General features: G+C 75.2%; 24 protein-coding genes and 1 pseudogene. 9 read left to right on the top strand and 16 right to left on the bottom strand.

The window, feature by feature from the left end:
* Positions 1-117 precede the first annotated feature (117 nt).
* Positions 118-822 (top strand): SDR family oxidoreductase, encoded by a 705-nt coding sequence (locus AB0G01_RS30105; RefSeq protein WP_360952385.1) that lies wholly within the window; start codon positions 118-120, stop codon positions 820-822.
* On the opposite strand, the gene AB0G01_RS30100 is transcribed toward AB0G01_RS30105, so the two are convergent.
* The 6 genes from AB0G01_RS30100 to AB0G01_RS30075 all read right to left on the bottom strand — a co-directional run bounded on the left by AB0G01_RS30100 (position 792) and on the right by AB0G01_RS30075 (position 6,525).
* Positions 792-1,445 (bottom strand): signal peptidase II, encoded by a 654-nt coding sequence (locus AB0G01_RS30100; RefSeq protein WP_360952382.1) that lies wholly within the window; start codon positions 1,443-1,445, stop codon positions 792-794. The genes AB0G01_RS30105 and AB0G01_RS30100 overlap by 31 nt on opposite strands.
* On the bottom strand, positions 1,442-2,116 hold the full coding sequence (locus AB0G01_RS30095) for a response regulator transcription factor (protein ID WP_360952379.1): 675 nt from the start codon (positions 2,114-2,116) through the stop codon (positions 1,442-1,444). The genes AB0G01_RS30100 and AB0G01_RS30095 overlap by 4 nt, the downstream gene beginning before the upstream one ends.
* Complete coding sequence (locus AB0G01_RS30090) at positions 2,113-3,258, bottom strand: sensor histidine kinase (RefSeq protein ID WP_360952376.1); 1,146 nt, start codon at positions 3,256-3,258, stop codon at positions 2,113-2,115. Before AB0G01_RS30090 ends, AB0G01_RS30095 begins: the two co-directional genes overlap by 4 nt.
* A gap of 12 nt (positions 3,259-3,270) precedes the next feature.
* Complete coding sequence (locus AB0G01_RS30085) at positions 3,271-4,722, bottom strand: alpha/beta hydrolase (protein ID WP_360952373.1); 1,452 nt, start codon at positions 4,720-4,722, stop codon at positions 3,271-3,273.
* Positions 4,723-4,793: 71 nt separating this feature from the next.
* Complete coding sequence (locus AB0G01_RS30080; RefSeq protein ID WP_360952370.1) at positions 4,794-5,441, bottom strand: response regulator transcription factor; 648 nt, start codon at positions 5,439-5,441, stop codon at positions 4,794-4,796.
* A complete protein-coding gene (locus AB0G01_RS30075) occupies positions 5,431-6,525 on the bottom strand; it encodes a sensor histidine kinase (RefSeq protein ID WP_360952367.1) in 1,095 nt (364 codons plus the stop codon). Before AB0G01_RS30075 ends, AB0G01_RS30080 begins: the two co-directional genes overlap by 11 nt.
* A gap of 85 nt (positions 6,526-6,610) precedes the next feature.
* Here AB0G01_RS30075 and AB0G01_RS30070 point away from each other — a divergent pair, with 85 nt between their 5' ends.
* The gene (locus tag AB0G01_RS30070; protein WP_360952364.1) at positions 6,611-8,050 is read left to right on the top strand and encodes a serine hydrolase domain-containing protein; all 1,440 of its coding nucleotides are present in this window, start codon (positions 6,611-6,613) and stop codon (positions 8,048-8,050) included.
* On the opposite strand, the gene AB0G01_RS30065 is transcribed toward AB0G01_RS30070, so the two are convergent.
* Positions 8,020-8,934, bottom strand: coding sequence for a superoxide dismutase (locus AB0G01_RS30065; RefSeq protein ID WP_360952361.1), 915 nt, complete (start codon positions 8,932-8,934; stop codon positions 8,020-8,022). The genes AB0G01_RS30070 and AB0G01_RS30065 overlap by 31 nt on opposite strands.
* 121 nt (positions 8,935-9,055) lie before the next feature.
* Positions 9,056-10,096, bottom strand: coding sequence for a hypothetical protein (locus tag AB0G01_RS30060; protein WP_360952358.1), 1,041 nt, complete (start codon positions 10,094-10,096; stop codon positions 9,056-9,058).
* Positions 10,097-10,166: 70 nt separating this feature from the next.
* Here AB0G01_RS30060 and AB0G01_RS30055 point away from each other — a divergent pair, with 70 nt between their 5' ends.
* The 3 genes from AB0G01_RS30055 to AB0G01_RS30045 all read left to right on the top strand — a co-directional run bounded on the left by AB0G01_RS30055 (position 10,167) and on the right by AB0G01_RS30045 (position 15,418).
* The gene (locus AB0G01_RS30055; RefSeq protein WP_360952355.1) at positions 10,167-11,075 is read left to right on the top strand and encodes an ArsR family transcriptional regulator; all 909 of its coding nucleotides are present in this window, start codon (positions 10,167-10,169) and stop codon (positions 11,073-11,075) included.
* Positions 11,076-11,157: 82 nt separating this feature from the next.
* Complete coding sequence (locus tag AB0G01_RS30050; protein ID WP_360952352.1) at positions 11,158-14,562, top strand: DEAD/DEAH box helicase; 3,405 nt, start codon at positions 11,158-11,160, stop codon at positions 14,560-14,562.
* Between the two features lie 91 nt (positions 14,563-14,653).
* Complete coding sequence (locus AB0G01_RS30045) at positions 14,654-15,418, top strand: inositol monophosphatase family protein (RefSeq protein WP_360952349.1); 765 nt, start codon at positions 14,654-14,656, stop codon at positions 15,416-15,418.
* Here AB0G01_RS30045 and AB0G01_RS30040 read toward each other — a convergent pair.
* Positions 15,405-16,265, bottom strand: a complete 861-nt coding sequence (locus tag AB0G01_RS30040; RefSeq protein ID WP_360952346.1) for an AAA family ATPase — start codon at positions 16,263-16,265, stop codon at positions 15,405-15,407. The genes AB0G01_RS30045 and AB0G01_RS30040 overlap by 14 nt on opposite strands.
* A gap of 59 nt (positions 16,266-16,324) precedes the next feature.
* Here AB0G01_RS30040 and AB0G01_RS30035 point away from each other — a divergent pair, with 59 nt between their 5' ends.
* A complete protein-coding gene (locus tag AB0G01_RS30035) occupies positions 16,325-16,513 on the top strand; it encodes a hypothetical protein (protein WP_360952343.1) in 189 nt (62 codons plus the stop codon).
* Positions 16,514-16,554: 41 nt separating this feature from the next.
* Complete coding sequence (locus AB0G01_RS30030) at positions 16,555-16,944, top strand: DUF2203 domain-containing protein (RefSeq protein WP_360952340.1); 390 nt, start codon at positions 16,555-16,557, stop codon at positions 16,942-16,944.
* On the opposite strand, the gene AB0G01_RS30025 is transcribed toward AB0G01_RS30030, so the two are convergent.
* The 7 genes from AB0G01_RS30025 to AB0G01_RS29995 all read right to left on the bottom strand — a co-directional run bounded on the left by AB0G01_RS30025 (position 16,926) and on the right by AB0G01_RS29995 (position 21,805).
* A complete protein-coding gene (locus tag AB0G01_RS30025; protein WP_360952337.1) occupies positions 16,926-17,456 on the bottom strand; it encodes a hypothetical protein in 531 nt (176 codons plus the stop codon). The genes AB0G01_RS30030 and AB0G01_RS30025 overlap by 19 nt on opposite strands.
* Before the next feature lie 210 nt (positions 17,457-17,666).
* Positions 17,667-18,224: a hypothetical protein gene (locus AB0G01_RS30020; protein WP_360952334.1), complete on the bottom strand. Its 558-nt coding sequence runs from the start codon at positions 18,222-18,224 to the stop codon at positions 17,667-17,669.
* Positions 18,225-18,428: 204 nt separating this feature from the next.
* Entirely contained in the window at positions 18,429-18,794 is a 366-nt protein-coding gene (locus AB0G01_RS30015; RefSeq protein WP_360952331.1) for an RNA-binding S4 domain-containing protein, read from the bottom strand.
* Between the two features lie 8 nt (positions 18,795-18,802).
* Entirely contained in the window at positions 18,803-20,101 is a 1,299-nt protein-coding gene (locus AB0G01_RS30010) for an MFS transporter (RefSeq protein ID WP_360952328.1), read from the bottom strand.
* A 253-nt stretch (positions 20,102-20,354) separates the two neighbouring features.
* Positions 20,355-20,651, bottom strand: coding sequence for a DUF202 domain-containing protein (locus AB0G01_RS30005; RefSeq protein WP_360952325.1), 297 nt, complete (start codon positions 20,649-20,651; stop codon positions 20,355-20,357).
* Between the two features lie 3 nt (positions 20,652-20,654).
* Positions 20,655-21,008, bottom strand: a complete 354-nt coding sequence (locus AB0G01_RS30000; protein ID WP_360952322.1) for a DUF202 domain-containing protein — start codon at positions 21,006-21,008, stop codon at positions 20,655-20,657.
* Complete coding sequence (locus AB0G01_RS29995) at positions 21,005-21,805, bottom strand: hypothetical protein (protein WP_360952319.1); 801 nt, start codon at positions 21,803-21,805, stop codon at positions 21,005-21,007. The genes AB0G01_RS30000 and AB0G01_RS29995 overlap by 4 nt, the downstream gene beginning before the upstream one ends.
* A gap of 168 nt (positions 21,806-21,973) precedes the next feature.
* Here AB0G01_RS29995 and AB0G01_RS29990 point away from each other — a divergent pair, with 168 nt between their 5' ends.
* Both AB0G01_RS29990 and AB0G01_RS29985 read left to right on the top strand, forming a co-directional pair.
* Positions 21,974-22,657, top strand: coding sequence for a hypothetical protein (locus AB0G01_RS29990; protein WP_360952316.1), 684 nt, complete (start codon positions 21,974-21,976; stop codon positions 22,655-22,657).
* Positions 22,658-22,803: 146 nt separating this feature from the next.
* Positions 22,804-23,069 (top strand): annotated as a pseudogene (locus AB0G01_RS29985) (phosphatidylglycerol lysyltransferase domain-containing protein); the annotation flags it as partial.
* Positions 23,070-23,093 lie beyond the last annotated feature (24 nt).

Genomic DNA, 23,093 nt, shown 5'->3' with positions numbered 1-23,093 from the left:
TCTCGCCCCGGCGGGCGGGCCCGTGGAACCGGGCGGCGCGCGGTCGTGCGGCGGCGGACAAGGACGGTGCGTCGACCGACAACCCCGCGCGTCGCGCGCCCGGCCAGGATGGCGGGCGTGGAACTCGGGCTTGCGGGGAAGAACGTGCTGGTCACGGGCGGCGCGTCGGGGATCGGCCGGGCCTGTGCGCGGGCGTTCGCGGCGGAGGGCGCGCAGGTCGTGGCGCTGGACCTGGTGGACGGGCCGGACGACGTGCGCACGGTGCGGGCGGACGTGACCGACGAACCGGGCCTGGCGGCGGCGGTCGGGCAGGCGGTGGCGCACCTGGGCGGGCTGGACGTCGTGGTCGGCTGCGCGGGCGTGTCCGGGCCGGTGGGCACGCCGCTGGTGGAGACCTCGGCGGCGGACCTGGCGACGGTGCTGGCGGTGAACGTGACCGGGCAGCTCCTGCTGGCCAAGCACACCTACCCGCACCTGGCGACCGGCGGCGCGATCGTGCTGCTGGCCAGCGACTCGGCGTTCGTGGCCGCGCCCGGCATGGCCCCCTACTGCGCGTCGAAGGGCGCGGTGGTCGCGCTGACCCGGGCGCTGGCCGTCGAGCTGGACCGGGTGCGGGTCAACTGCGTGTGCCCGTCCGTCGTGGACACCCCGATGGCCCGCGCGGACCTCGGCGACGACGCGGTGGACCACGCCGCGTTCCCGGTGCAGTCACCGGACGACGTGGCGCGGCAGGTGCTGTTCCTGGCCACCTCGCGCACGCTCAACGGGCACGCGCTGCTCGCCGACTACGGCTACTCGGCCCGCTCCGGCTTCCCGGCCTGAGGGTCGACCCGCTCCGGGACGGGACCAGGCCGGTGGTCCGCTCCCGGCGAGGGGGCGGGCTCGCCGCGGTCCGGTTCGACCGGGGCGGGTGTCGCCGGGCGGGCGGGCCCCTCGTCGGCGTCCGCCGCCGGTCCGGGGGCGGCCTCGTCCTCCGGGTCGGCGATGCCGAACAGAATGAGCAGCACCGCGCCGACGGTCAGCGCGATGTCCGCGACGTTGCCCACGAACCAGCCGTTGTAGTCGATGAAGTCGACGACGTGCCCGCGCGCGAAACCCGGCTCGCGGAAGAGCCGGTCCAGCAGGTGCGTGGTCGCGCCGCCGAGCAGCAGCGCCAGGGCCAGCGCCCGACCGGTCGGCTGCGGCCGGAGCGCGTAGCGCACCAGCACCACCACGGCCACCGCCGCGACGATGGTGAACACCCACGTCGAACCGCTGCCCAGGGAGAACGCCGCGCCGGGGTTGTAGAGCAGCCGCAGGCGCAGGAGGTCGCCGAGCACCGGCACGGGCGCGCGGCCCACCAGCGCGGACTCGGCCCAGAACTTGGTGGCCTGGTCGACGGCCAGGACGGTCGTCGCGAAGGCCGCGACGAGCGGGAGGCGGCGGGAGGGGGTGGTGGTCGTCATCGGCGGCGATGGTAGTCGAGGTCCGGTCCGCGCCCGGCGAGGCCGTGCTCGTAGGCGTAGATCACGGCGTGCACGCGGGTGCGCAGGCCGAGCTTGGCGAGCACCCGCGCCACGTGGGTCTTGACCGTGCCCTCCTCGATCCACAGCTCGCGGGCGATCTCGGCGTTGCTCCGCCCCTCGGCGACCTCCCGGAGCACCTCGTGCTCGCGGTGGGTGAGCCGGGCCAGTTCGGCGGTGGCGGGGCGCGGGCTCAGCGTGGCGAACCGGTTGATCACCCGGCGGGTCACCCGGGGGTCGAGCAGGCCCCGGCCGCACCCGGCCGCCCGGACCGCCTCCAGCAGCAGCACCGGGTCGCTGTCCTTGAGCAGGAACCCCGCCGCGCCCGCCTGGAGCGCGCCGAACAGGTACTCGTCCAGGTCGAACGTGGTCAGGGCGACGACGGTCGGCGGTTGGGGCAGCTCGACCAGCGCCCGGATCGCCCCGACCCCGTCCAGCCGGGGCATCCGCAGGTCGACCACCGCCACGTCCGGCCGCCGCTCCCGCGCCAACCGGACCGCCTCCGCGCCGTCGGCGGCCTCGGCCGGCACCTCGATGTCCGGTTCCGCGTCCAGCACCAGCCGCAGCGCCGAGCGCACCGCGGCCTGGTCGTCGGCGATGAGCACCCGGATCACGCCGCCCCTCCCCCCGGGTGGTCGCCGGCGGCCGGGCCGGGGTCCACCGGCAGGGTGGCGCGGACCAGCCACCCGCGCGGCTCGCGGGCCGCGATGTCCAGGGAACCGCCGAGCAGGCGGGCGCGCTCGCGCATCCCGCGCAGACCGTGACCGTCGACCGGCGGGCCGTCGTCCGGGCGGCCGGGGCCGTCGTCCTCCACGGTGAGGGCCACCGCCCGGTCGTCCTGCCGGATGGTCACGTGCACCCGGCTCGCGCCGGCGTGCCGCACGGCGTTGGTCAGCGCCTCCTGCACCAGCCGGTACGCGCCGTGGTCGACCAGGCCGGGCAGCGGCCCGCCGCCGTGGCGCTCCACGGTGACCGGGCAGGACGGCGCGGACAGCCGCCCGGCCAGGGCCTCCACCTCGGTCAGGCGAGCGCCGTCCGCCGCCTCGCGCAGCATCGCCAGCACCGTGCGCACCTCCTCCAGCGCCGACGACGCCGAGTCGTCGATCGTGTCCAGCACCCGTCGCACCACCGGCGACGCGCCGCCCAGCACGTGCCGGGCCGCGTTGGCCTGCATCCGGATCGCGGTGAGGTGGTGGCCCACGGCGTCGTGCACCTCCCGGGCGATCACGGTGCGCTCCTCGGCCATGATCCGCACGGCCTCGGCGTCGCGCAGCAGCACCGCCTGGCGGGCGCGGTCACGGCGCAGCCGCATGGCGTACCCGACGGCGACGGGCGCGATCCCCATCAGCAGCGCCTGGGTCAGCGGGGTCCCGCCGACCCCGATCAGGCGCGCCGGGACGTCCTCCCGGCCCTCGACCCCCACCGTCAGCGGCAGTTGGAAGCAGAGCACCGACAGCGCGAGCACCGTCCCGGCCCGCTGCGGGCGGCGGTAGGCGGCCAGGTAGCACGCGGCGGCGGCGACCAGACCTCCCGACCAGCCCGGCACCGCCGTCCCGCCCACCAGCGCCACGACCGCCGACACCGCCGCGCCCGCGACCGGCGCGCGGTGCCAGGCCAGCGGCGCGGCCACCGCGACGCCGAGCGCCGCCAGCACCGCCGGTGACGCCCGCGCGCCCTCCAGCCACGCGACCCCGGTCACCGCGACGGCGGCCGTGATCGCGGGCAGCAGCCGGGTCGGGCGCGCCGGGAAGATCATGTCGACAGCACATCACGCGGCCGGGCAGGACGCGCCGGCCGGCGGCATCGTCCCGTCGAGCAGGTAGCGGTGGACGTGCCCGCGCACGCACGGGTTGCCGGACCAGTAGAGCGCGTGCCCACCGGCGGTCGGCAGGTACCGGGCCCCGGGCAACTGCCGCGCCACGGCGCGGCCGTGGCCGGGCGGGGTGACGTGGTCGGCGCTGCCGCTGGTGATCAGGACCGGCGGCAGGCCGCGCGCGCCGAGCGGGCGCGGCGGGTAGGTCCCGATCCGCGGCAGGCCGGCGCAGTGCGTCGCCGCCGGGTACCACGCGTCGACCCGGCCGAGCCGGGGCGCGACGGTGGCGCGCAGCCGGTCCGCCATCCGCCGCACCGCCGGGTAGCCGGTGTCGTAGGGGAAGTCGGCGCACATCATGACCCTGGCCAGGTCCGGCCCGATCGCGCCGGGCGGCGGCGGCAGGTCCGGCACGAACCGCGACGCATCGCCGGCGTCGGCCTCGGCGACGGCCAGGGCGAAGTCCGGCCAGTCCTCCTCGTCGGACACCCTGGCCTGGCCCATGATCAGGCCCACCGTCGCCGGGACCGACGCGCCCGGCGCGGGGATGGGCGCGCGTTCGGCGGCGGCGACCACCCGGTCCCACGCGGCCAGCGGGTCGCGGCCGTGCAGGGCGCAGCCCGGCTCCCGGTCGCACCACCGCGCGAAGCGGTGCAGGTTGTCCTCGGACACCGCGGCCTTCGCCACCGTCCACGGGTAGGGGTCGCGGGAGGTGTGGTCCAACAGGCTGTCCAGATACATCCGGCCCACGTTGCGGCCGAACAGGTCGGCGTAGACCTGGCCGAACACGGTGCCGTAGGAGTTGCCGTAGTAGTTCAACCGCCGCTGGCCGAGGGCGAGCCGGATGGCCTCCATGTCGTGCGCGACCTGCCACGAGTTCAGCTTGCCCCGCAACGGGCCCAGCGCCGCCGCGCACCGCTCGGCGAACGCCCGGTTGGCGGCGGCGAGCCCCTCGTAGGCCGCCCGGTCGGGCGCGGCCCAGTCCAGCAGGAACGGTCCCGGCTCGGGACAGGTCACGCCGCCGCTCGCGCCGAACCCGCGCGGGTCGAAGACCACCACGTCGAACCACTCGGTCAGCTCGCCGAAGGCGTCCCCCATCAGCGGCAAATACTCGATCACCGGTCCCGGGCCGCCGGGGTTGTGCAGCAGGACGCCCTTCTTCCGGGACTGGTCGCGGGCGGGCAGCCGCGCCAGGCCGAGGTCGATCCGGACCGAGGACCGGTCCGCCCAGTCCACCGGCACGCTCACCGAACCGCACTGGAGCCCGTCACCGCAGTCCCGCCACTCGACCTGCCGCCCGGCCCCGGCGGGCTCCGGTCCGGTGGCGGCCGACGCCGTGGAGGCCGCCGGCGCGCCGAGCAGCACCGCCGCGCCGAGCACGGCCACGGCTTTCCCGATCTTCCTTCGCATGGGACCAGGGTGGCGAGCGGCGGGCGGCGGTGTCGTCTGTCTTTCGGCAGATCTTGGCGGCACCGGGCACGTCAGTCCGCCAGGCCGGCCTCGTAGCCCGCGATCACCAGGTGCGCCCGGTCGCGGGCGGCGAGTTTCGCCATCAGGTGGCCGATGTGGGTCTTCACCGTGTGCCGGCTCAGGTGCAACCGCTGCCCGATCTCCCGGTTGGACAGGCCGCCGGTGATCAGCGCGAGCACCTCCCGCTCCCGGGGCGTCACGCCGGCGAGCCGGTCCGGGCGCGGCGCGCGGGCCAGGAAGTCCGAGATCAGCCGCCGGGTCACGCTGGGCGCGAGCGGTGCCTCCCCCGCCGCGACCGCGCGGACCGCGTCGAGCAGGCGCGTCGGCGGGGTGTTCTTGAGCAGGAACCCGCTCGCGCCGGCCCGCAACGCCCCGTGCACGGCCTCGTCCTCGTCGAACGTGGTCAGCACGAGGACCCGGGGCGCGCCGGGCGTCGCGGTGATCCGCCGGGTCGCCCCGACGCCGTCCAGGCCGGGCATCCGGACGTCCATCAGCACCACGTCCACGGGCGTCCGGGCGACCAGGGCGCAGGTCTCGCGCCCGGTGCCGGCCTCGCCCACGACGGCCAGGTCCGGGTGCGCGTCGAGCAGCACCCGCACGGTGCCGCGGAACAGCGGCTCGTCGTCGGCGAGCAGCACGCGAATCCGGTCAGCCGCCACGGCGGGTCCCGAGCGGGAGGACCGCGCGGACCGCGAACCCGCCGGCGGGCCCGGGACCCGCCTCCACCGCGCCGCCGTGCAGTGCGACGCGTTCGCCCATCCCGAGCAGCCCGTGACCGGGTGCGCCGACCGGTCCGGTGCCGCTGTCCACCACCGACACCACCAGCCGGTCCCGGTCGAGGGAGGTGGTCAGCCGGCAGGTGGGCGGACGGCTGTGCCGGCGCACGTTGGTCAACGCCTCCTGCGCGATCCGGTAGGCCGAGATCCGCACGGCGGCCGGCACGTCGGCGAGGTCCACCAACTCCGCGACCACCTCCACACCGGCCGTGCGGGCGTCGTCGACCAGCCGGTCCAGCGACGGCGACACCGGGTCGCGCAGCGGTCCGAGGACCACCCGGACGTCCTCCAGCGCCGCCCGGCCGACCCGTTCGATGGTGCGCAGCGCCGCGTCCCGCTCGTCGGGGCGGGTGTCGGCGAGGTGCGTGGCGACGGCCGCTTTCAGCGTGATCAGGCTGAGGTTGTGGCCCACCACGTCGTGGATGTCGCGGGCGATGCGCAGCCGTTCTTCGGCCACCGCCCGGCCGGTGCGCAGCTCGGCCAGCTCGGCGGCCCGCTGCCGGCGGCTCCGCAGCGCCGAGGCCACCGCCCACGACCCGGCGATGACCGCGCCGCTGAAGAGCAGCGCGGTCAGCGGCGTCGTGGCGAAGGACTCCTCACCACCGCGCGGCGGGATCGGCGGCAACCCCGGCACGGCCCACACCGCGACGCCCGCCGCCCACACCACCGCGATCGCCGCGACCGTGGCCGGGAGCGCGGGTCGGGCCGATGCCACCGGGTACAGCGCCCAGGCGATGGCCAGCGCCACCGACTCGTTCCCGCACCCGACGACGATCGTGGCGGCCCCGACCACCACGACCACGGCCACGACCACGTCCGGACGCCACCGGCGCAGCGCCAACGGCGCGCCCAACCCGACCGCGAGCACCCACACGAGCGGACCGGGGTGCGACGCGCGACCCACCACGAGGCACACGACCGCCGCCGCCGCGACCACGTCCAGCGCGGTCGACTGCCCTGCCTTCATGCCCGACACGGTAGCCACGGCCCCGCACGCGCACCTCGGACCACGGTCCGATGCGGCCCCCCGACGCGCCGACCGACACTCCCCCGTGCTCACGTCGATCATGTCCGCGCTCCTGGTCCTGCCCCTCTCCCCCGTCACCCCGGACGCCATCCCGGACGCCGTCGCGGTGGACCGCGTGGTCGAGGAGTACCGCGCCGGGACGGGACTACCCGGCGCGGCCGTCGCCGTCACGCACGGCACGACCGTCGTGCGGGTGGCCGGGTACGGCCGGATCCCCGACGGCACGGCCGTTTCCGGGCGCACGGTCATGGCCGTGGCGTCGGTGAGCAAGTCGTTCACGGCGCTGGCGGTGATGCAGCTCGTGGAGGCCGGTCGGGTGCGCCTGGACGACCCGGTGCGCGACCACCTGCCGGAGTTCACGATGGCCGACCCCCGGGTCGGCAGGATCACCGTGCGGCACCTGCTGAACCAGACCTCGGGCATGTCCGACACCACGTTCCGCTCCTTCAGCGGGCCCCGGGTGGAGACCCTGCGCGAGGCGGTCGTCTCGATGCGGGACGCGGCGCTGGCCGGCGACCCCGGCGTCGAGTGGCGCTACCACAACCCGAACTTCCAGGTCGCGGCCCGGCTGGTGGAGGTGGTGAGCGGCGAGGCGTTCGCCGACTACCTGCGCCGGCACGTGTTCGAGCCGCTGGGCATGTCCGACAGCTCCACCGCGAACACCGAACGGGACCTGCCGGCCGGCGCGCGCGGGCACGTCCGGGTGCTCGGCCGGGCCGTGCCGCTGCCCGAGCCGCCGGCCTTCGGCAACGGCTCGGGCGGCGTGCTCGCCTCCGCGCACGACCTGGCCGCGTGGTTGATCGCGCAGAACACCGGTACCCGGATCGCCACGCCGGAGAGCATCGCCGCGACGCACACCCGGTCGGCGGGCCCGTACGGCCTGGGCTGGTTCGTCGGCACCACCGGGTCGGGCGCGCCGCTGGTCGACCACGGCGGCGACCTGGTCACGTCCACCGCTTACCAGGCCCTCCTGCCCGCCTCCGGCCACGGGATCGCGGTCATGGCCAACACCGGCACGCAGTACGGCGACGCGCAGGCACTCGGCGAGCGCCTGATCGCGTTGCTGGAGGGTCGGCCGTTCGCGCCGGTGTCGGACCCGTTCCTGCCGGCGGACATCGTGCTGGTGACCCTCACGGCGGGCGTGGTCGCGTCGGCGGTGCGCGGGGTGGCGCGCGCCCGGCGGCACGCGCGCCGCTCGTGGCTGCGGCTGCTCCCGTTGTCGCTACCGGTCCTGCTCGCGGTGACGATCCACCGGGTGGTGGGGTTCCTGTACCGGGGACGTGACGTGTCGTGGCGGCAGGTCGCGTACCTCTACCCCACCTTCACGGTGTTGCTGGTGGTGACCGCCGTGGCGGGCGTGGTCGTCCTGGTGGCCCGGGTCGCGCACCGGGTCGGCGCTCGGCAGAGCCCGGCCCTGCCGCCGGTGCCGCCGGGTCACGGCTTCGGGATCGACACCGCCCCGTAGGTCGTGCCGGGCTCCGGTGGCGTGGTGAACCGCCCGTTCGGCAGGTACAGGCGGTCCTGGAAGGCCGCCGCAGTGGTGGGCACGTCGAACCGGGGGTCGGTGACCCGCCGGACCAGCGTGCCGCTCGACCCGGTGGCATCCAGCTCGACCACGGCGATCCGGTTGTCGCGGTTCTCCACCACGTACAGCGTGGTGCCCGACCGCAGCAGCCCGTCGGTGTTGGACAGCGCGCCGCCGGCCACGGGCAGCGCGCGGGTAGCCCCGGTCGCCGGGTCGACCCGGAACAGCGTGCCGGTGTTGTGCTGGGCGATGATCAGCGCCCGGCCGTCCGGGGTCGTCTCGACGCCGTTGGCGTTGGTGCCCGGCCGGTAGACCAGGTCACCGGTCAGCCGGACCGACTCGGCCCGCGCGGGCAGCGACCCGTCGCGGCCGAACGGGATCTTGTGGAGCACGGCGGTCGTGGAGTCGGTCAGCCACGCGGCTTCCGGCGTGAGCACGACGTCGTTGACGAAGGTCGCCCGGGTGGCCAGGCGGAAGGTGGCCAGCGTCGTGCCGGTGCGGGTGTCGAGGACGCGGGCGGTCCCGCCACCGCCGCCCGCCACGAACAGCCGGCCCCGCGCGTCGACCTTGAGCCCGAGCGCCGCCGTGCCCGCCGCGCCCCGGGCGAACTGCCCGCCGCGCCCGGTGGCCAGGTCGGCCCGGTAGATCGCGCCCGTGCCCATCGAGCCGAAGTAGGCGTGCTGCCCGCTGACCGCGATCCCCTCGGGCCGGAACCCGTCGGGCAGCGGGATCGTGGCCGGGTGCGGTTCCGCCGCGCCGGCCACCGGATTTCCCAGCGCCGCCAGGACCACGGCGCAGACCAGCGTTGTTCCCCACGAGACCATCGTGCGTCCTTTCTCCGGCGCGCCCGACCACCAGTGTCGGGCGCGCCGGAGAAAGCCGCGATACCCCGGCGGCACCCTTCCACTGCGCGCCGTGGCCCACGCCGTCAGTCGTCCCAGGTGGTCACGGCGAGTCGCGCAACACCAACGGGCGATTGTCCGACGTCACCCCGACCGCCCAGATGTTCGGCACCACGATCCCGGCGACGGCCAGCAGCCGGCCCCGGACGGCGGGCACCGGGTCGGCGATCCACCGGCCGTTCGCCGGGTCGCCGGAAAGCCTGATCGCGAACGGCCGCCCGTCGCGGGTGTGCCCGACGGCCAGCGGCGTGCCGTACTCGGAGGTGGCACCGGTGAGCTCGGCGGCGGTCGCGGGCACGCGCTCCCGGACCACCTCGTGGGTCTCCGCGTCCAGCCGGAGCACCAGCGGCCGGCGCGCCGAGGCGGGCGCGCCCACCGGGGCGGTCCAGCCGACCAGCCGGGCGGCCTCCGAGCTGTGGGCCACCACGTGCTCGTCGTGGCCGGCGCGACGGGACACGGGCACCTTCGCCCAGGTGCCGCCGGAGTACCGCAGGACCACCACGTGGTCGCCGGACCGGTCGTGGTCGACGCCGTAGGCGAAGACCTCGTCGCCGCCGCGCGGCTCGACGCCGGTCAGGTCGCTGGACGCGTCCAGCAGGTGTTCCGGCACCGGCACGGCGCGCCACGCGGAGCCGTCCCAGCGCTGCACGACCCCGCGCCGCCACTGGGTGCCGGGCACGGTGTCCGCGCCGACGGCCCACGCCCGGCCGGGGTCCAGCGGGTCGCCCTCCACGGCGTGCAGGGTGGTGGTCACGCCGGCGCGCTGGGCCACGGAGACCCGACGCCAGCCGTCGGCCCAGCGCAGCGCGCCGCGCGTGCCGACGGCCCAGCCGCTCTGGGCGTGGTGGACGCGGCCGACGTCCGGGATCGGGACGGGCCGCCAGTCCTCGGCACCGCGCAGGGCGAAGGACCGGCCGTCCGGTCCTTCGCCGAACGCCCAGGTGCCCTCGGGTCCGGAGGTCACGGCGGTCAGGGCACCGCGCGCCTCCACGGGTTGGTTCTGCCAAGGCGAGTCGGCGGCCGTTGCGGACAGGGGTGTCGCGATGGTGAGCGCGACCGTCAGGGAGCAGATTCGCTTGCGCACCGCACCATCGTCGCCGTTCGGTGGATCACGTCTCCAGATTTTCGAGCAGAATCGAACGTCTGGAGGCTGGATGATCACGATCGAACTGTCCGCGACCGCCCTGGCGTCCGCGAGGTTCGGGCTGTCCCCGCTGATGGAGATCGGCACGGTGCTCAACCAGTGGCAGGAGCACCGGGACGCGCGGTGGGCGCGCGCCGCGCGGGACACGGTGGTGCGCCACGACCTGCGGTTGCTGGCCGGTTTCCTGGAGCACCGGGGGTACGTGCCGGACTTCCTCAACCCCCTGCCCTCAGGGTACGACGCGAATGTCGAGGAGGAGTTGCACGCCGTGGCGACGGCCGCGCCGGAGCAGGTGGCCGCCGAGGTCGCCGGGTGGGTGCGCGGGCGGCGGGGGACCGATCCCCGCCCCCGCCCGGTGCTGGACCTGCTGGAGAGCGGCGAGGACCGGTTCGCCCACCGGGTGGCCGACGAGCTGGCCCGGTTCTGGGCGGACTTCCTCTCGCCCCGCTGGTCGGCGGTGCACCGGCGGCTGGAGGCGGACGTGGACCGGCGGGCGCGGATCGCGGCCCGCGAGGGCCTGGGCGCGGTGCTCGGCGGCCTGCACGCCGGGACCCGGTGGGAGGACGGCGTCCTGCGGGTGTGCCGCCCGTTCGACCGCGCGGTCCGGGAGGACGCGGGCCTGCTGCTCATGCCCTCGACCCTGGCGGGCCACGTCGGCGTGGGCGTCGACCCGCTGGGCGTCCGCCCGGTGCACCTGGTCTACCCGGCGCTGATGTCCGGCCACGACCTGGCGGAGGTGCTCGGCCACACCCGCAACACCCTGCTGCTCGACCTGGAGACACCGCGCACGACGACGGAGCTGGCCGGCCGCCACCACCTCGCGCCGTCGACGGTGTCCTACCACCTGGGTCGCCTGCACCGGGCGGGGATGGTCACCCGGAGCAGGAGCGGCACCGCCGTGCGCTACCGCCGCTCCTGAACCCCGCTCCCGGGTGCGTCTGCGCCGACCGGGCGAACCGGGTTAGCATCGCGTGCTCATCGGGGCGTAGTGGAGGCGTGCAGTGGTTCGCGGGTCACCGCAGGTCGACACGTCGGTCGCGGGTGTGGTCGAAGCGCGGTGGGGTGTCCGGCCCGCGCCCGCCATCGCCCGCTACGCCGAACCCGGCTGGCAGTGGTCGCCCCTCCCGGTCGAGAAGCCGTGCCCCCGGTGCGCCGGCCGGTTGTACGGGCTCTACCGGACGCACCCGCACCGGGGCAAGCAGCAGTTGCAGGCCGCCGTGGTGTGCGCGACCTGCCCGGCGTCGTTCACCCTGCGCGAGTTGCAGTTGGCGCAGCGCTCCGTGCTGGGCGAGCTGCGGCCGGAGGCGGTGGCCCGGCGGGCGGCCGAGGACGCGCAGCTCGCGGCACTGGCCCGGGAAGCCGCCGCACCGGTCCGGGAACGCCCGGTCGAGCCGCCCCGGGCACGGCCGGTCCGACCGCCGGCCGAGGCCCCGCCGCCGGTCGCGTCCCCCGCCGCACCCGCCGAGGAACCCGCAGCGGAACCCGCCACAGCACCCGCCGAGGAACCGGTCGGGGAACCGGACGGCGAGGTCGAGCCGGAACCGGTGGCCCGGCCCGTCCGCCGGATGTCGACCACGGTCATGGCGGCCCGGATCCGGTCGATCCTGGCCGGGGCCGACGCCGTGCCCACGACCCAGGGCGACGAGCCTCCCCTGGTGCCGGCGCACCTGGTCGACGAGGTGGGCCCGGTCTGGTGGTGCAAGACCACGGACCCGACACTCAAGCCACCGCCCGGCGTGACCGGCGGACGGGTGATCATGCCCGACCGCGCGGAGTTCGACGGCCTGCGCGCGCTGCTCACCCAGGAGGGCGTCGAGCACCGGTCGGTCCGGCACTGGCTGGAGCAGGAGACGGTGGCCGGCGAGGGCGACCACCTGCGGGCCGACGCGTGGCTGTCCGAGGTCGGCGGCATCGTCCCGGACCGGTGCGAACCGGTGACCGGTGACCGGGCGCTCGCCGCGCGGCTGGCGTTCGGGCTGCTCTGGGACCTGCACGACGCCCCGGGTCCGGCACCCGACCCCGTCCCGGTGGACCGGTTCGTGCCCACCGGGTGGCTGCCGTTCCTGCCGTTCCCGGTGTTCAACCCCGCCCAGGCGCAGGCCGCGCCGCACGTCCTCGACGACGACTCGCACCTGCTGATCACCGCGCCCACGGGGGCGGGCAAGACCGCGATCGGGATGCTGGCCGTGCTGCGCGCCATCCTCGACGAGGGCCGCAAGGCCGCCTGGCTGGTCCCGCAGCGGTCGCTGACCGACGAGCTCGACCGCGAGCTGGAGACCTGGCGCGCGCGGGGCCTGCGGGTCGAACGGCTCTCCGGCGAGTACGCGGTGGACGTGGAACGGGTCCGGGCCGCCGACCTGTGGGTGGCCACCACGGAGAAGTTCGAGGCGATCTGCCGGGCCGCGTCGCTCCAGGCCGCGCTCGGCGAGGTCGGCTGCCTGGTGGTCGACGAGATCCACCTGCTCGGCACGCCCGGCCGGGGCGCGCTGCTGGAGGCGCTGCTGGCCCGGGTGCGCGGCGCGGACTCGCCGGTCCGGATCGTGGGCCTGTCGGCGACGGTGTCCAACGCCGCCGAGGTCGCCGAGTGGCTGGCGGCCGACCTGGTCGCGACCGCCTGGCGGCCGACGCGGGTCACCTGGCAGTTGCCGACCGTGCCCGCCGGGTCCGGGTTCGCGGCCAACGCCCGGCTGCGCGAGCAGGTCGTGGTCGACCTGACCGCCCGGCACACCGCCGAGCAGGGCAGCGTGCTGGTGTTCTGCGGCTCCAAGCGCAACGTGCGCTCGACCGCGATGGCGATCGCCGCCGAACGGGGCGCGCCCGTGCACACCGTGGCCGCCGACGACGTGGACGGGCTCACCCGGGTCTGCGCGGACGTCGGCGTGCGCCTGCACTACGCCGACTACGAGCACAAGCACGCCGCCGAGCGGGCGTTCCGGGAGCGCCAGGCGGACGTCCTGGTCGCCACCTCGACCGTCGCGGCGGGGGTGAACCTGCCCGCCCGCGCGGTGATCGTGCGCGACACCACGGTCGGCGGCGAGCCGGTGGACACCTCGATGGTGCTCCAGATGTTCGGCCGCGCCGGGCGGATCGGGGCCGGCGAGACCGAGGGCTGGTCCTACCTGGTGGTGGACGAGCACCAGCGCGCCGGGTGGCAGGCGCGGCTGGTGGCGGGCTACTCGGTCTACTCCCGCATCCACGAGAGCCTGCCCGACCACGTGCTGGCCGAGGTGTTGCAGGGCCGGATCACCGGCACCGCCGACGCCGAGGCGTGGTGGGTGGAGACGCTGGCCCACGCGCAGGGCGACGACGCGCTGCACCCCGTGCAGGACGCGGTGGCGTTCCTGGTGGACGAGGGGCACCTCGCGGCCCGGCCGGACGGCGGCCTGGCGATCACCGACCTGGGCCGGCTCACCGCGCGGATGATGGTGTCCACGCACGCCGGCCACCGGCTGCGGTACGCGCTGGGCCTGCTGCCGACGCCACCGGACCCGGACGCCGCCGAGGACGCGCTGACCCTCGTGCTGTCCGTCGCGGTCCGGGACCTGGCCGCGATCGCGGTGCCCGACCAGGTGCGCCCGGCGGTGGCCACCGCGATCAAGGCCGGCGGGCGCACGTCGCGGATCACGCACACCGCGTCGGTCAAGGGCCTGGGTTCGCAGGCCACCACCGCGCCCGGCGACCTGGCCCGCGCGGCGCTGCTGCTGGCGGCCCGCTCGCCGCACCTGTTCACCGGGCAGGGCCGGCGGGTGGCGGCGGGCATCCCGCTGTCCACCCTGCACCCGGTGTTCGAGCAGGCACCGCGCTACCTGGCGTGGCTGGCGGCGCAGGGCGTGCTGGGCACCGTGCACCCGTGGATCGCGATCGTCGCGGCGGACCTGGACCAGCGGGTCCGCTGGCGGCGGCTGACGCCCCGGCGCGGCGCGGGCAGGCTGCTGTGGCTGTGCGAGCAGATGGCCACCCGCGCCCGGTCGCACGAGCTGGTGCCGGAGATGTGGCGCTCGGCGGTGGCGCGCGGGGTGCGGTCGCCGGACTGGAAGCCCGGCCGGCCGCCCGCCGGGTGCGAGCTGGACCAGGCGGGCTACACGGCGCTGCTCCGGGAGCGCGCCACCGCCGCCTCGCCGGTCGCGCACGCCGACCACGCGGCGGTGACCGGCACGGTCGGCGCGACGGCGGTGCCCTGGCACGGCAAGCACCACGGGCCGGCCACCCCGACGACGGCCGCGACCGACCTCCGCTACCCCGACGCGGACACCCCGGACGACCCGGACAAGGGCGTCGCGGTGTTCACCCGCCGGGGCGACTACCGCGCCACGGGCTGGCTCGCCGCCTACGACGCCCTGACCGTCACCGACGACCCGCCACCACCGCCGACACCGCCCCGCCGGGGGTTGGGCGCGCGACGCTGATCCGGCGTGACGGTGTCCGACTGGCGGACCGGCCACGGATGAACGCCTCACCGCCGACCCCGACCCGGTAGGACGCGGTAGCGTCGGTGAAGTGGAATCCGACGTCGAAGTGGCCATCCGCGCGGCCGTGGCCGGCGCGGCCGAGGTGCGGTCCCGGTTCGGCGGCGAGTTGGCGCGGTTCGCCAAGTCCGGCGACGACTTCGCCACGTCGGCGGACCTGGCGGCCGAACGGGTGATCACGGCCGTGCTGGCCGACGCCCGCCCGGCGGACGTGGTCGTCGGCGAGGAGACCGGTGGCGCGGTGCCCGGGTCGGGCCGGGTGTGGTTGGTCGACCCGTTGTGCGGCACGGTGAACTACGCGGCGCGCACGCCGTTGGCGGCGGTGAACGTGGCGCTGCGGGCCGGGACCGGGGTGGTCGCGGCGGCGGTGGTGGACCCGTTCACCGGCGAGGTGTTCTGGACCGACGGCGCGGTGGCGCGGGTGCGGGTGGACGCGGACGAGCCGCTGCGGCCCGACCCGGCGAGCCGACTGGTCGACGTCAACCTCGACGTGCCGGACCGGGCGGTGCTGGGCATGCTCGCCGACCGCGCGTTCACCGGCGCGTTCCAGCCCAGGGTGCTGTCCACGACGCTGGCCCTGGCGTGGGTGGCGAGCGGGCGGCGGGCGGCGTACGTGACGGCCGGGGAACTGCGCGACAGCGTGCACTTCGCCGGCGCGATCGCCCTGTGCCAGGCGGCGGGCTGCGTCGTCACGGGCATGGCGGGCGGCCCGCTGCACACCGGACCGCAGGGCCTCGTGGCGGCGGCCGACGCCGACACGCACAGCGCGCTGGTGGAGGCGCTCACCCGGCGGTGAAACCCAGGTGGGCCAACACCTCCTTCACCGCTGCGGCCTGCGGCACCACCGCCGAGTCGATCACCAGGTGCGGTTCGTCCCACGGTTCCCACAGGGCTCTCATCCGCTGGACGTGCTCCCAGGACACGGTGGGGTGCCAACCCGGGATTCCCCGCGACCGACCTTCGACCCGTTCGCGCTGCGCCCGTTCGTCCGAGCACACGCACTTTACGCCGACGAACACCCCGCCGAGCTTCGCGGCCAACGACCGCCACCGCGCCCGGGTCTCGGCGCGGTGCGCCGTCGCGTCCACGATCACGTCCAGGCCGAGCCGCACCTGACGCGCCGTCGCGGCGGTGAGGGTGAGTTCCGCCAGCGGGACCGCGTTGTCCTCCCGCAGCACCCCGAACGGCACGAGCGCGCCCAGGTGCCAGTCCACCGAGAACACCGGGGCGCGCAACCGTCGTGCCAACCCCTCGGCCAGCGTGCTCTTGCCCGTACCCGGCACCCCGGCCACCAGCACCACGAGCGGGGGCTTCGCGGCCGGGCACGGCGTCAGGTTCTCGTAGTCGGCGTGCGCGTGTTCCGCCACCACCACCTGCAACGCCTCGCGCGCCGGCGCGGGCGGCACGCCCGTGACCAGGGCCCAGGCGAGCACCAGGTGCTCCGGTCGCACCACCACGTCGGAGAGCCGCTCGGCTTCCGCGATCGCGGCGGTGACCAGCGCCGACCGGTCCACGTCGGCGGGCCGCAGCCCCAACCGCGCCGCCAGGGTCGCCGCGACGCCGCCGGCGACCCGGTCCGGCAGGTCGCGCACCGGCCCGTCCAGCAGGTGCGCCGACGATTCGTGCAGGGGGACGTCCGCCACGCCCGCCAGCGTAGGGACATCGCTTCGCCCGGCGGTCGGCCCGCACCAGGTTGCCGCGCGTGGCCGAAGTCCGCGCCCCGTGCGATCCGCTGTTCACCCCCGTCCGGGAGGCGTTCGCGTCCTGCCTGGACACCACCGACACCGCCGACACCGCCGACACCGGCGCGTCGCGCGCGGTGTTCCAGGACGCGAACCGGTGGTCGGCCTCTGGGGCGGGCACACCGACGTCACCCGCGCCGACCCCGTAGCCTGGGCCGTGCTGGTCCGGACCACTCGGCGAGGTAGGACGTTGGGACTCTTCACACTGCCCGAGGCGAGGCACGAGCTCGACCGGTTGCGGCCGGTGCTGGACGAGATCGTGGCGCTGCGCGCCGACGCCGCCGAGCTGTCCTCGGCGCTGGGCGCGGGCGAACCGACCGGGCTCGGCGGTCTGCCCGAGTTCAAGGCGGCCCAGGCCCGGCTGGACGACCTGATGAGCGCGGTGCAGGCCACCGGTGCGGAGCTGAAGGGCTTCGCGCCGCTGCTGGTGGACTTCCCGGCCGAACTGGACGGGGTGCCGGTGCTGCTGTGCTGGCTGGAGGGCGACACCGGCCTGCACTGGTACCACCGCGCCGACCTGGGTTTCGCCGGCCGTCGCCGCCTGCCCCCGACCGGGGAGGGTCACCACTCCAGCACGTAGGTGTACCAAGGGCCGTCGAGGTGCTTGAAGAGGTGGCCGTCCGTGCCGGGCCGGGTACTGGCCGGCACGTGGTCCGGGCAGTGCGCGTAGCCCGTCGAGTTGAGGAAGCCCGCGCCCGCGATCGACATCGTGACGCAGCCCGAGCCCGGTTCGCGGCGCGCGCTGGAGACGGTGAGCAGCGCGAACGAGCGGTCGGCGAGGAGGCCGCGCGGGGACGCCCGGACTTCCGCCGCCAGGGCCTCCAACGACGACCGGTGCACCTCGAAGGACGCGTGCCGGGTCACGCCGCTGCCGGAGATCCCGGAGGTGGCCACCGCCACCAGCGGCACCGCGAGGAACGCCCACAGCCGGCCCGGGTGCCGAGCGCGCGGCGCGGGCAGGGCGCGGATCGCGAGCACCACCAGCACCAGCCACGCCACGGCGACCACCACCCAGCCCGCCAGCGCGACCAGGCCGGTGAACCAGTACCCGCCGACCACCGAGCCCGACCACAGCAGGAGCGCGGACGGCACCACCGCGACCCCGGCCGGCAACCACGGCGAACGCCACCACGCACGGTTCATGCCGTTGCGACGCGCGGGATGCGGCGGTCGTGGCCGCGACCACCGTAACGTGTCGGGCATCACAGATGCCTTGGCCGCGTTCGGCGGGATCGCGGACCGTGCGGGTCGGCGACCGCCGTGGTCCTCGTACTCGACCGGCCAATAGCCGTTTCCGCGCTATTACCGAACGCGGGTGGTGTGCTTCTCGCACTGCAAACCGTCTTCGACGGTGGCACCGAGCTTCTCGGCGAGTCCCTTGAAGAGCATGTAGTCCCAGTCGCCGATGGCGTTGACCGTCGTGAAGCCCACCGGCAGGTCACCCTGCCTGCTCTGGAATCGCACCTGGTCGGGACGCACCAGTTGCTCCTTCGAGAGGACGACGCCGATGATGCCGCCGACCTCGGTCTCGTCGAAGCAGACGATGGTCATCGGGTCACCCTTGAACGGCCCGGGGCTGTCGCAGGTTTCGACCTGCTTCTCCATGGAGCAGGTGGTGTCCGCCTTCGCGTTCAGGCTTTGGGGCTGGGCGTCCACGCTGCTGTTGATGAGCGGGGTCCACGGGTACGTCACCGTCGCGGTGATGCTGACAGGCGTACCCGCCGCCTCACTCGTACCGGTTTCGACCCCCGAGCTGCTGCTCGTCGGAACCGCGGGGCTCGCCTGGTCGGTGGTGCCGTCCGTGGCAACGGGGGTGCCGCCGGACTGGCACGCACCAGTCAACGCCACGACGGCCACCACGCAGGCACCGGCCGTTAAAAAATTCCTGCGCATCGCTTGCCTCGATCTGTTGATTCAGCCTGGACCATTACAGCGGGCAATAATTCACCCGTTCAATCAACAGCATCGTCCGGAGCCAACACCCGCACGACAAGTACGCGTTCGTTTCCGAATCCGCATCACCAGCCGCCGACTCCCCCGACCCCGCCGGCCGGGAACAGCTTCTCAGAGGTCGCCGGAGCGGAAGCGGTCCAGGACGCGGCGCTCACGCTTGGTGGGACGCCCCGCGCCCCGCTCCCGGCGGGCCACCGGGTTCGCGGCCTCCGGCGTCGGGGCGGGCGTGCGGTCGATGAAGCAGGTCGCCGCGTCCGCCGCGCCGACCCGCTTCTGGATCACCCGGACCACCTCGACGACCTTGGTGGTGTCGCCGACGCGGGCGCGCACCTGGTCACCGGGCACCACGACCGTCGCGGGCTTGGCGGGCCGGTCGTTGATCCGGACGTGCCCGCCCCGGCAGGCCGCTGCGGCGTCCGGGCGGGTCTTGGTCAGCCGGACCGCCCACAGCCAGCGGTCCACACGGGTCGACTCCACGCCCTACATCATGCCGCCGCAGCGGCCCGCCGCCCCCGCAGGGCGTGCACGCCCGCCACCAGGGTGCCCAGGCAGAGCGCGGCGGAGCTGTAGGCGAAGGCCATGGGCACGCCCACGTACACGCCCAGCAGCCCGATCGTGAACCCGCTGCCGGTGCGCAGCCCGCCCGAGGACAGGCCGTAGAGCCCCAGCACGCGCCCCCGGTCGGCGGGCGGGCTGAGCAACTGCACGACGGTCTGGGTGATCGACATCGACGCCAGGTTCGCCACCCCGCCGACCACCAGCAACCCGACCGCGAGCGGGTAGCTCCCGGTCAGCGCGAACCCGAGCCCGGTCAGGCCGTAGACGGCGGTGGCGAGGACCGCCGTCGGCACGGTCGGCTTGATCCGGCGGGTCACCTCCATCAGCACACCGCCGATGACACCGCCCGCGCCGTTGGCGAACAGCAGCACCCCGTAGGCGGTGCCCGCCCCGCCCACGCCCAGCTCCTTGGCGAAGATCGGCATGGAGGTCTGCATCGACGCCCCGATGAAGAACGACCCGAGCCCCGCCAGCACGATCATGCTGATCAACGTCCGGTTGGACTTGACCTCGCGGAACACCCGCAACGAGTCCCGCAGGCCGACCCTGGTGCGGGGGTGGTGGTCCCGGGTGTGCCCGGTGAACCGGGTGCGGAACAGGAACACCGTCAGCGGCAGGTAGAACAGGACGTTGGCGAAGATGCCGGCGGTCGGTCCCAGACCCAGCAGCAGCGCCGAGCCGACCACCGGTCCGAACAGGATTCCCAGGCTGCGGAACGTCGAGTTGAGCCGGACCGCGCTCGGGAGCTCGTCCTTGCCGACGTAGTCGTGCAGCATCAACTGCTCGGCCGGCCCCCACAGCGCGCCCGCTATGCCGTGCAGCACCAGCAGGACGCACGCCTGCCACATCTGGAGCGAGTCGGTGAGGAACAGCACGCCCCACGCCACGGACACGACCATGAACAGGCCCTGGGCGACCTGGATCACCCGGCGGCAGTCGTAGCGGTCGGCCAGCGAGCCGAACCACACCGACAGCAGCAGGAACGGGGCCCAGTGGCTGATCACCTGGAACCCGGTCAGCGCCGGCGACTGGAACTTCTCCCACAGCACCCAGTAGGTGATGACGTGCTCGATGTTGTCGGCCATCATCGCGAGCCCCGTGCCGAACAGGTACGGCCGGCAGTCCCGGTTGCGCAACGCGGCGAACCGGCGGGGCGGCGCGGTGGCCACCCCGGAGGTCGGGACCGGGTCGGCCTGGTGGGTCGGGACACCGCAGGCGGCGCACATGGATCGGCTTCCTCTCGGGTTGTCGCCCCGAGGGCGGCGTTCGCGGTGTGGGCGGGGGTGGTCGGAGCACACCGGACCGCCGTCCGGACACCGTAAGCACAACGCGGCGGTCGGACTAGCACTGACGGGAACAAGGCGGTGTGGGCCGCACTACAGTCGTGCGCACCACATCCGCCCGTGGGCGAGCCGGGCGACTACGACCGCGACCGGTTCACCCGGCAGCGCCCCTGGCCCGAGCCCTCGGGACACCCGCTCAGCGAGGCAGCAGCACCGCTGCCGCCTCGACCAGGACCATCACCACCGTGCCCGCCGCGACCGCCGCCGGCAGCACCGCGCCACCGCGCCGGCCGCGCAGGCCGCCCTGGTAGCGCGACCGGGCCGCGACCAGCACCACCAGTCCCAGTGCGACGGTCACCCCCAGGCCCACCACCGCGACCAGCCCCACCCGGTCCACGGTGAGCCGGACCAGCACGGCCGAACCGGCGATCATCGCCAGCGCGGTCCGCTGCCACGCCAGCGCCGTCCGCTCGTTCTGCGCGCCCCGCTCCACGCGCTAAGCCTTCAGCACCAGCACGACGACCGCCGCCACCACGACCCCGACCACCAACACCGCCCCCACCGCGAACGACGGCAACGGCCGCTGGTGGCGCATCGCGCGTTCGCTGCTCGCCCACCGCAGCCACGACACGACCGCGCACACCAGGCCCAGGCCGATCAGCAGCAGCGACAGCCCCGTCTCCAGCGCGCCCGGCAGCCCCAGGTCCACCGCGTCCACCGCCACCCCGGCCGCGAGCAGCGCCAGCGCGGTGCGAATCCACGCCAGGAACGTCCGCTCGTTGGCGAAGCTGAAGCGGTAGTCGGGCTCGTCGCCCGAGCCGTAGACACCGCGCGGCCACCGGGACGTCATCGCAGCTCCTTCCGCAGCGGGAGGTGTGGCCCGCCGAAGGCCAACGACCACCCCACGACCAGCGAGACCACGACGCCGGTCAGCACCGTGGAGACGTGCGTGTTGTCCCCCAACGGGCTCTGCGCCGGCAGCACCGCGCCCAGCCCGAACCCGACCGCCGTCACCACCACGGCCGAGACCACCGCGAGCACCGCGACCTCCCGGCGGGGCACGCGGTCCGCCCGCACGCCCACCGCGAGCCCGGCGACACCGGCCACCAGGTGCTCCACGTCGGCCAGCGAGCCGAGGAACACGAACGACGCCACCACGTAGAGCCCCAGGCCGAGCCGGACCCGGCCGCGCCACGGCTGCGGCAAGGACGCCGACACCACCGCCCCCACGGCCAGCGCGCCCGCCGAGAAGCCGACGTCGACGGTCCCCGCGACGCGCACCGCCCACTCCCAGCCGGTCTCGCGCAGCACCAGCAGCAGCAACACGCTCAGCAGCACCGCGCCCAGGTGCGAGACCACCGCCGCGACCACGGCGAACCGCGTCCCGCGCAACCACTCGGCCGCACCGACGAACAGCGCGAACGACCCGGTCATCGGCAGGTACGCGACCGGCACGAACGCCAGGAACGCCCCGGTCACCGGCGTCCACCAGCGCCCCTCCTCGAACGCCGGCACGCCGAACGCCACCTGCCCGTACCAGGGCTGGGCCGACGCCTCGGTCCACAGCGACCCGGTGGCCACCCCGACCACGAGCATCACCGCGACCACGGACGCGGTGAACGGCACCCTGCGCAGCACGTCAACCACGGGCCGCACGGAACCCGCCGCGACGGGCGTCCCCCACACTCAGCACAACCGGCATACCGCGATTATCGTGCAGCCCCCGCCCGTCCACTGCGGACGGTCGAGTGGCGGCGCGCCGAGACCTGGGCCACAGTGCCGCGAGGACCCGGAGCCGGTGAGGAGGCGGGTGCGGTGGCCGACCGCTCCGTCGTCGCCTGGATGGTGGCGGCGTTCGTGGTGACCTTCCTGGTGACCAGGCTGGTGACCGGCCTGATCCGGGCCGGGCGCGGGCCGTTCCGGGACCTGTCGGTGGGCGGGGTGCACCTCCACCACCAGGTGTTCGGCATCTTCCTGCTGCTCGCGGTCGGCTCGACCGGGCTGGTCTACCACCCGCGCGAGGGGTGGGCGGACCTCACCGGCGCGCTGTTCGGCGTGGGCGCGGCGCTCACCCTGGACGAGTTCGCGCTGTGGCTGCGGCTCGACGACGTCTACTGGGGCCCCGAGGGGCGGCGGTCGGTGGACGCGGTGCTGGTGGCGCTGGTCGTCGGCTTGCTGATGCTGGCGGGCCTGTCGCCGTTCGACGAGGACCCCGAGGACAACCACTGGGTGGCGCTGGCCGTGGTCGCGGTGAACGTGCTGTGCTCGGTCGTGGCGATCCTCAAAGGACGGACGCTGATGGGGGTGGTGGGCCTGTTCGTGCCGGTGGTGGCCTGGGTCGCGGCACTGCGGTTGGCGCGGCCGACCTCGTGCTGGGCGCGGCGCGGGTACCCGCCGGGATCGCGCCGGATGCTCCGGGCCCGGCGGCGGTTCCCGGCGGGCCGGCGCAACCGGTGGGACCCGCTGGTCGACCTGTTCGCGGGCCGCCACGAACCGTGACACCGGCCGTTGGGTGCCGGGTGCCGGGTGCCGGGTGCCGGGTGCTGGCAGTCTGCGGCGACGGGGCCGCTGGTGGGGCGCGCCGGGCCAGGCGCGGCCGAGGGCGCGAGCTGCGGCTGGGCACCACGCGCGCGGCGCTGGTCGCGATGCGCGGGTGGACGCTGGACGTCATGCGCCACCGCACCGACGGGTTCCGGCCGGTGATGAAGTTCATGACCGCGTCGGCGTGCCTGGACGGCGTCGACCGGGTGCTGGCCAAGCCGGGCGGCGCGCTGGAAGCGCTGTACGAGTTCCGGTCGCTGCGCCGTTCAAGGCGAAGTTCGCGCCCCGCTGCGAACCGGTGCACCTGGCCTACCGCGACGAGGCCGATGTGCCGCGCATCGGCCTGGCGCTGATCCGCGCCTACCTGCCCTATGTCCACTATGGACGTCCATCG

The organism is Actinosynnema sp. NPDC023587 (assembly GCF_040640215.1).
In the GTDB taxonomy this organism is placed as follows: Bacteria; Actinomycetota; Actinomycetes; order Mycobacteriales; family Pseudonocardiaceae; genus Actinosynnema.
This window is presented reverse-complemented; position numbering and strand designations above follow the sequence as displayed.